The organism is Cognataquiflexum nitidum, assembly GCF_022538055.1.
GTDB classification, from domain to species: domain Bacteria; phylum Bacteroidota; class Bacteroidia; order Cytophagales; family Cyclobacteriaceae; genus Cognataquiflexum; species Cognataquiflexum nitidum.
On sequence record NZ_JAKZAM010000038.1, the window covers coordinates 37,054 to 45,373 of the forward strand.

Annotated in this window: 6 protein-coding genes; 2 read left to right on the plus strand and 4 right to left on the minus strand. The window is 40.6% G+C overall.

Annotated features, from left to right (window positions below; translation table 11 throughout):
• Nucleotides 1-6: 6 nt before the first annotated feature.
• The 3 genes from MMU07_RS19455 to rplU all read right to left on the minus strand — a co-directional run bounded on the left by MMU07_RS19455 (nucleotide 7) and on the right by rplU (nucleotide 3,826).
• Nucleotides 7-3,075 (minus strand): WD40/YVTN/BNR-like repeat-containing protein, encoded by a 3,069-nt coding sequence (locus MMU07_RS19455; RefSeq protein WP_241128278.1) that lies wholly within the window; start codon nucleotides 3,073-3,075, stop codon nucleotides 7-9.
• A gap of 146 nt (nucleotides 3,076-3,221) precedes the next feature.
• Nucleotides 3,222-3,482, minus strand: a complete 261-nt coding sequence (rpmA, locus tag MMU07_RS19460; RefSeq protein ID WP_241128279.1) for a 50S ribosomal protein L27 — start codon at nucleotides 3,480-3,482, stop codon at nucleotides 3,222-3,224.
• A 32-nt stretch (nucleotides 3,483-3,514) separates the two neighbouring features.
• Nucleotides 3,515-3,826 carry a 50S ribosomal protein L21 gene (gene rplU, locus MMU07_RS19465; RefSeq protein WP_241128280.1) on the minus strand — a complete coding sequence of 104 codons (312 nt, stop codon included), beginning with the start codon at nucleotides 3,824-3,826 and terminating at the stop codon, nucleotides 3,515-3,517.
• A gap of 521 nt (nucleotides 3,827-4,347) precedes the next feature.
• Between rplU and MMU07_RS19470 the strand changes: the two genes are divergently transcribed.
• Both MMU07_RS19470 and MMU07_RS19475 read left to right on the plus strand, forming a co-directional pair.
• Nucleotides 4,348-5,328, plus strand: a complete 981-nt coding sequence (locus tag MMU07_RS19470) for a ribonucleotide-diphosphate reductase subunit beta (RefSeq protein WP_241128281.1) — start codon at nucleotides 4,348-4,350, stop codon at nucleotides 5,326-5,328.
• A 33-nt stretch (nucleotides 5,329-5,361) separates the two neighbouring features.
• Nucleotides 5,362-7,767, plus strand: coding sequence for a ribonucleoside-diphosphate reductase subunit alpha (locus MMU07_RS19475; protein WP_241128282.1), 2,406 nt, complete (start codon nucleotides 5,362-5,364; stop codon nucleotides 7,765-7,767).
• Between the two features lie 307 nt (nucleotides 7,768-8,074).
• On the opposite strand, the gene MMU07_RS19480 is transcribed toward MMU07_RS19475, so the two are convergent.
• A partial coding sequence (locus MMU07_RS19480; RefSeq protein ID WP_241128283.1) for a hypothetical protein occupies nucleotides 8,075-8,320 on the minus strand: 246 nt, incomplete at its 5' end.

Consider the following 8,320-nt stretch of genomic DNA (forward strand, 5'->3'; position numbering starts at 1 on the left):
TTAACTCTACTTCTTCTCTATTTCTGCTTTCAATTCCTCGATATTCAAAATTTTGGAAATCTGGGTTTTTTCAATTTCCCTGAATTTTGTCAATTGAATATTGATCAAGTTGGTAATTTCTGTTCGTACCTCTTCGGCTCCATCGGTCGGTCGGTAATCTCCCGTTCCGACCACAGAATTCAAATGTGCCAACTTATTGTTTAACCTGATAGGGAAGTTCAATGGATCCTGCCCGCTTTGGTTTTGGGTTTGGTACAATTCTTTTTCTATATCACTAATACCCTTAATGATAGGATCAATCCTTCTTTTCTTTTTGGGATCTTTTTCCACCAATGCATTCAACTCATCTCTGTATCTCCTGATGATGATTATTGTTTCATGGGTTTCGGTCAGCTTATCCCTGACATTCAAGAGAAAATCATATTGCGCCAAAAGGTCTTCCTGCGTGGATTCATACCTTGGGTCCGCCAAAACTTTGAAAGACTCTTCCTCAGCCTTGCCATCCACTATCAATCTGACAATGTAGTCTCCAGGAACAATCTTTGGGCCACGTAACGGTCCTGACCACATGATCATTCCTTCAAAACTTTTAGCATCAGGAATGCGCAGATTCCAATTGAACTCATTTGAACCTGTTTTGTACTTCAGCGTATCTTTTTCGATTCCTTTGGAAGAAAATTCTCTGAGAAGATTTCTCTTGTTGTCATAAAACTCCATCCGAACTTCCTCTTTGGGTTCGTCTTTCAGGTGGTAATAAACCAAGACTCCGCCGGCCCTATTGGTTCCTGCAGTTTTTGACTCCCTTTTTACTCCGTCCATCCTGTAAGAATCCTGAGGTTTAAAAAGGTGAAATGGCTTAGCACCAATTTCATCTGACATTTGATGCAGGACAGTCAGGTCATCAACGATCCAAAAACTCCTGCCTTGGGTGGCAGCGATCAAATTATTATCCTTGATGGTCAAGTCTGTGATAGGAACAATTGGCAGATTGAGCTGAAATGGCTTCCAGTCTGCTCCATCATTGAAAGAGATATACATTCCTGTCTCTGTACCTGCGTATAGAATACCTTTTTTGGAGGGATCAGCCCTAATCACCCTTGTAAAATGCTGTCCGTCAATACCATTGGTGATTTTGGTCCAGGTTTTACCGTAATCAGAGGTCTTGTATAGGTAGGGTGCAAAATCACCGTTTTTATAGCCTGTTGCAGCAAAGTATAATCCACCTTCCTCAAAAGGATGGCCCTCGGTGCTGTTGATTTGGATCCATTCAGGAAGGTCTTTTGGAGTTACATTTTCCCAAGTCTTTCCGTTGTCTTTGGACACATGGACCAATCCATCGTCTGAACCTGCCCAAAGCACTCCTTTTTTCAATGGAGATTCAGACGCAGTAAAAATAGTACTGTAGTATTCCACAGAGGTATTGTCCTTGGTTATGGGACCTCCGGAAGGTCCTAATTTTTCTTTTGCATTTCTCGTCAAATCCGGGCTGAAAGTCTCCCAAGATTGACCTCCGTCTGTTGACCTGTGGAATTGGTTGGAAGTAGTGTAAAGTACTTTCGGGTCATGAAGGGAAAAGAAAATGGGGAAATTCCATTGAAAACGATACTTCATATCTTCTGCGCCATGCCCCATAGGATTGTTTGGGTACACATTGACTGTTCTTGAGGTTTTTGTTCTATGGTTTTCTCTTGTCAAATATCCGCCATAGGACCCACCATACACGATGTCGCTGTCATTTGGATCAGGTGCTATCCAACCACTCTCTCCACCGGCAGTAGGTTCCCAGTCATCTTCAGTAATCCCTCTTCCATCATTTCGGTGGCTGATACGGAGCGTAGAGTTATCCTGCTGTGCCCCATAAATTCTGTAAGGAAAATGATTGTCCGTAGTTACCCTGTAGAATTGGGAAGTCGGTTGATTCATATAAGTCGTCCATGAAGCTCCTCCATCGAAAGTAACCTGGGCACCGCCATCATCAGCGATGATCATCCTTTGGTTATCTTTTGGATCAATCCACAGGTCATGATGATCCCCGTGAGGTGCTTCATAATTTTTGAATGTCTTGCCTCCATCGGTAGATTTATGGTAATCGACATTCAGGACATACACCGTGCTGTCACTTTGCGTATCGGCATAAAGCCTCGTGTAGTACCAAGCTCTTTGTCTGAGATTTCTGTCTTCATTGGTTTTTTCCCAAGTTTCCCCTCCGTTATCTGACCTGAACAATCCACCATTTAGGTTTTCAACCATGGCCCAGATACGGTTGGGGTTGACAGGGGAAATTGTCACTCCTATGATTCCCAAGGTACCTTCAGGCAATCCTTTATTGGTAGAAATTTCAGTCCAATTTTCACCTCCATCTACACTCTTGAAAATTTTGGATCCGGGGCCGCCACTTTCAAGACTATAAGGCGTTCTTTTCAGTTCCCAAGTCGTCGCAAACATGATATCCGGATTTTTTGGATCCAATACCAAATCCACGGCTCCTGACCTGGGATTTACAAATAGTTTTCTATTCCAGGTTTTTCCTCCATCAATGGATTTGTAAACCCCTCTGACATCTGTTGGTTTGAATATGTCTCCCATCACTGCCGCAAGGACAATATCCGGATTGGTTGGATGGATTCTAATTCTGGAGACAAAGCGGGAATCTTCCATTCCAAGATTGGTCCAGGTCTTTCCTGCATCTGTACTTTTCCAAAACCCATAGCCGTAGGAAACATTGCCCCTGACAGTCTTTTCTCCCCCACCGACATAGATTATTTTCGGATCAGACTCTGCGACTGCGACGGCCCCAATAGAACCTCCGAAGTATCCGTCAGAAATATTCCCCCAAGTTTTCCCGCCATCAGTGGTTTTCCATACCCCACCGCCTGTTGCACCAAAGTAAAAGGTATTCCTTTCGGAAGCTACCCCTGCCACAGCAGCAGAGCGTCCACCTCTGTGGGGGCCAAGGTTACGCCATTGGATGGCTTCATAGATTTTTTCATCATAGGATTGGGCTTCAATCTCATTGCTAAAGCAGAAAGATAAAAGAAGCCCGATAACCCAAATCAATCGTATCGTTTTGATCATTGCTATAAGGTTGGTTAAGTGTGACGAAATTTAATTCTTAAAAAGAGAAAATTTTATAAAAAGTGATTTCTGGCAAAATTTTGGTCTAAAAACAAAAAAGACCTCCCGGTTAGGGGAAGTCTTTCTATTTCTAAAGAAAATAATTGTTATGCTTCTGCAGGAACCACGTTTACGTATGATTTTCCGTCAAACTTCCTTTTGAATTCAACTTTTCCCGGTACCAAAGCAAATAGAGTATGGTCTTTACCTATCCCTACATTTTCACCTGGATGGTGCTTTGTACCTCTCTGCCTGATGATGATGTTTCCGGCAATAACTGCCTCTCCACCAAATTTTTTCACACCTAATCTTTTGCTGTGTGATTCTCTACCGTTTCTGGAACTACCGACGCCTTTCTTGTGAGCCATGATTTTATACGTTTAGGACTTCTTGAGAAATCTTATAATGAAATGTTTTCAATCAATACTTTAGTAAAGTTTTGTCTGTGACCGTTTTTCTTTTTGTAACCTTTTCTTCTCTTCTTTTTGAAGACGATTACTTTGTCACCTTTAACATGATCAAGAATTTTTCCTGATACCTTGGCCCCAGCAATAGTGGGTGCCCCAATTGATACTGCACCATCGGCCTCAGCCAACAATACCTCATCAAATTCCACGGAAGCGCCAGCTTCGCCTTGCAACAATGGTGCATAAACGTGCTGATCTTTAGTTACTTTGAACTGCTTTCCTGCGATGTTGACAATTGCGTACATATAATGATTTTAATTGCTTTAGGAAATTGAGGTACAAATATAAATATTCTTTCTTTAAGAAAAAAGTACCTTGTAGAATTAGCTTACTTTTCTTAGCAGCCAATCTATTTTTCAAACCTGCCGTCAAAAAACCATTCATTTACCATCAGATAAAACCAAATTATAATCTGAAGGTGAATTTTTTTTGACTTTTGTTCAAAAATCGTTTTAAAAATAGGTCGGAAAAAAAATTTATGGACTTTTAAAAAAGTTTTGATGCCCCATACAGCTATGATTAATTAAATATTAACTTTATATATGTTGTATTATAATATTGTATTTCAATACTTTATTTATTTTTTGAATTAAGTTCAAAAAAATATACTTTTAAACATTCCAGGGGTTTTATTTTTGGAATTTGTTCATCATATTTGTTGAAGGCTGTTTCTAAAGAAATGGCCTTTTCTTTCCAGCAGTATTTTGAAAACAATATAGCCTTCTCAATCCTTTTAAGAAGACTAACCCCAAAACATTTAAGAGTAATGCAACATTTTGAACCAATTCTCCAAGAGAACAAAAACCGCTTTGTTTTATTTCCCATCCAGCACGATGATATATGGCAATACTATAAAAAGGCTGAAGCAAGCTTTTGGACTGCTGAAGAAATTGACCTAAGTCAAGATCTCAAAGACTGGAAAAATCTCAATGATGGTGAAAGACATTTTATATCGCATGTATTAGCATTTTTCGCTGCAAGTGATGGAATCGTTAATGAAAATCTTGCAGAGCATTTTGTGGCCGAAGTACAATATACCGAAGCCAAATTTTTCTATGGTTTCCAGATTGCCATGGAGAATATACATTCCGAAACCTATAGTTTGCTGATTGATACGTACATCAAAGATAATGTAGAAAGAGACAGATTACTCAATGCGATTGAACATATAGATTGCGTAAGGAAAAAAGCGGATTGGGCCCTAAGATGGATCGACAATGGAAACTTCCAAGAAAGACTCATTGCTTTTGCAGCTGTTGAAGGTATATTTTTCTCCGGATCATTCTGTTCGATATTTTGGATGAAGAAAAGGGGACTAATGCCGGGGTTAACCTTCTCCAATGAGCTTATTTCAAGAGATGAGGGTTTACATTGTGATTTTGCTTGTCATTTATACACCCAGCATGTGGTCAATCATTTACCGAAAGAAACTGTTACTAGAATAATTGAAGATGCCGTTGCAATCGAAAAAGAATTTGTCACAGATGCATTGCCTGTCAAATTGATCGGTATGAATGCCGATTTGATGTGTCAGTATATAGAGTTTGTTGCCGACAGACTCCTTGTTGAACTGGGCTGTGCCAAAGTATGGAACAGTACCAACCCATTTGACTTTATGGACATGATTTCCCTTCAGGGCAAAACCAATTTCTTTGAAAAAAGGGTTGGTGATTACCAAAAGGCTGGGGTGATGAAGTCCAAAGAACTGGTCGAATCCCCTAAGTTCTCCATCGGAGAAGATTTCTAAAATTATTTCACCACCAACCCAAATCCATTTGTCATGTTAGTAATTAAAAGAGATGGCCGTCGCGAATCTGTACGTTTCGACAAAATAACCGCCAGAATAGAAAACCTTTGTTATGGTTTGGATATCAATTATATCCACCCTATCGAAGTTGCAAAAAAAGTAATCGACGGCCTGTATGACGGAGTGACAACGACAGAGCTTGATAACTTAGCTGCAGAAGTTTCTGCTTCATTGACAGTAAAGCATCCTGATTATGCAATTTTGGCCGCAAGGATAGCCATATCCAATTTGCATAAAACCACATCCCAGTCTTTTTCAAATACTATGAAAAGACTGTATACCTATGTCAATCCAAAGACAGGTGAAAATGCAGCATTGATTGCTCCGGATGTATACGGTGTAGTAAAAAACCATGCAGCGAAACTTGACGAAGCCATTGACTACAACAGGGATTTTGACTACGATTATTTCGGATTCAAGACTTTGGAGAAAAGCTATTTGATCCGCTTGGACAATAAAGTAGTGGAAAGACCGCAGCACATGCTTATGAGAGTCGCTGTAGGTATACATAAAGAGGACGTGGAAGCTGCCATTGAAACTTACCACTTGCTTTCTCAAAAGTGGTTTACTCATGCCACTCCGACTCTTTTCAACGCAGGAACTCCAAAGCCTCAACTATCTTCTTGCTTCTTATTGACAATGAAAGATGATAGCATTGATGGGATCTATGATACACTAAAACAATGTGCTAAAATCTCCCAATCTGCAGGAGGTATAGGTCTTTCAATTCATAATGTAAGGGCAAAAGGAAGCTATATACGAGGAACAAATGGTGTTTCTAATGGAATAGTGCCCATGCTGAGAAACTTTGACATGACCGCAAGGTATGTAGATCAGGGTGGTGGTAAAAGAAAAGGTAGTTTCGCGATTTATCTAGAACCATGGCATGCAGATGTGAAAGATTTCTTGGAATTGAAAAGAAATCATGGCAAAGAAGAAATGCGGGCAAGAGATCTTTTTTACGCAATGTGGATACCCGATCTTTTTATGAGGCGTGTAGAAGAGAATGAAGATTGGTCACTTTTCTGTCCAAATGAAGCCCCAGGATTGGCAGATTGCCACAGTGAAGAGTTTGAAAGACTTTATGAAAAATATGAGAGAGAAGGACGTGCTAGAGAAGTAGTAAAAGCCCAAGAACTTTGGTTTGAAATTTTGGAATCCCAAATCGAAACAGGTACTCCGTACATGTTGTATAAAGATTCTGCCAACAAAAAGTCTAACCAACAAAATCTTGGTACAATAAAATCTTCCAACCTTTGTACAGAGATTCTAGAATTTACTTCTCCTGATGAAGTAGCCGTATGTAATCTTGCATCCATTGCACTCCCAAAATTTGTAACAACTGGACCGGATGGAAAAAAATTCTTTGACCATCAGAAGCTATATGAAATTACAAAAGTAGCTACCAGAAACCTCAATAAAGTAATTGATGTCAACTATTACCCAGTGGAAGAAGCGAAGAGGTCCAACTTCCGACACAGGCCTATTGGTCTCGGGGTTCAAGGTTTGGCTGACGCCTTTATCATGCTGAGAATGCCTTTTGAATCAGCCGAGGCAAAAGGTTTGAATGAAGACATCTTCGAAACCATTTACTTTGCTGCCATGGAGACTTCAATGGAATTGGCCAAAGTCCATGGGCCTTATGAAACCTACGAAGGATCACCTGCATCCAAAGGTATATTCCAGTTCGATATGTGGGGGGTAACTCCAAAATCAGGCAGATGGCAATGGGATTCACTCAAAGACCAAGTCGTAAAGCATGGTGTGAGAAATTCATTGTTAGTGGCTCCTATGCCTACAGCCTCTACCTCTCAAATCTTGGGCAACAACGAATGCTTTGAACCATATACCTCCAATGTGTATACCAGAAGAACTCTTTCAGGCGAATTCATTATTGCAAACAAACACTTGATGAAAGATCTCATCAGCCTTGGACTATGGAATGACAATATGAAAAATAGGTTGATTGCAGCCAATGGATCTGTACAAAAACTCCCAGATGTCCCACAAAACATCAAGGATCTTTACAAGACAGTTTGGGAAATCTCTCAAAAAATCATCATTGACATGGCTGCAGACAGAGGAGCATATATCTGTCAATCGCAGAGTATGAACGTCTTTATGCAGGATCCAAACTTTGGTAAATTAACCTCTATGCATTTCTATGCATGGAAGAAAGGCCTAAAGACAGGAATGTATTATTTGAGGTCTCAGGCTGCCACAGCTGCTATCCAGTTCACTGTTGATAAAGGAGCCTTGGAACCGGAGAAAACTGTTATTGCATCTACTCCTACAATGGACCTGACCAAAGGGCAGAAGCAAGGCGCTATTGCATGTTCCCTTGATAATCCTGATGAGTGCGAAATGTGTGGAAGTTAACAGCTAAAAATTTATAGTTATTTATACCAATCCAAAAGCGTCTGATATTATCAGGCGCTTTTTTTTATGGCTAAATTACAGTCGCCAATTGAATTAGCTTGATCTATTGAAAATACAAAATTGTTTTTCAGAAGCTAAATGCAGAACATATTCAAAAATTCTCAGTGCATTTTTTTGGATTTTCTTTAAAAAGTCAACGTCCCTAAACGCAAAAGCCTTTGTATGAATGTGGCGGCGGCCTACTCTCCCGTGCGCCGTGGCGTACCGGTACTACCGGCGCTGCGGGCCTGCCCGGCTTTGGCAGGGCTTATCCGCCCCTGCGGATCGGGGCAGCAAGAGGCGGACTGATATCATTACAGTAATGGAATCCTCCCTTTGTCCCCTTTGTTTCTTTGTTGTTCAGCAAAATTCTGTGGTCTGTAGGATCGCGTTGGGTCCTAAATGCAAAAAGACCCTCAGAAGTAAATCTGAGGGTCTGAATAATGTGGCGGCGGCCTACTCTCCCGGGTGTAACCCCAGTACCATCGGCGCTGCAGGGCTTAACTTCTCTGTT

Excerpts from the sequence above, each read along its gene's own strand:
- MMU07_RS19455 (WP_241128278.1), bottom strand. The coding sequence starts at position 3,075 with ATGATCAAAACGATACGATTGATTTGGGTTATCGGGCTTCTTTTATCT.
- rpmA (WP_241128279.1), bottom strand. The coding sequence starts at position 3,482 with ATGGCTCACAAGAAAGGCGTCGGTAGTTCCAGAAACGGTAGAGAATCA.
- rplU (WP_241128280.1), bottom strand. The coding sequence starts at position 3,826 with ATGTACGCAATTGTCAACATCGCAGGAAAGCAGTTCAAAGTAACTAAA.
- MMU07_RS19470 (WP_241128281.1), top strand. The coding sequence starts at position 4,348 with ATGCAACATTTTGAACCAATTCTCCAAGAGAACAAAAACCGCTTTGTT.
- MMU07_RS19475 (WP_241128282.1), top strand. The coding sequence starts at position 5,362 with ATGTTAGTAATTAAAAGAGATGGCCGTCGCGAATCTGTACGTTTCGAC.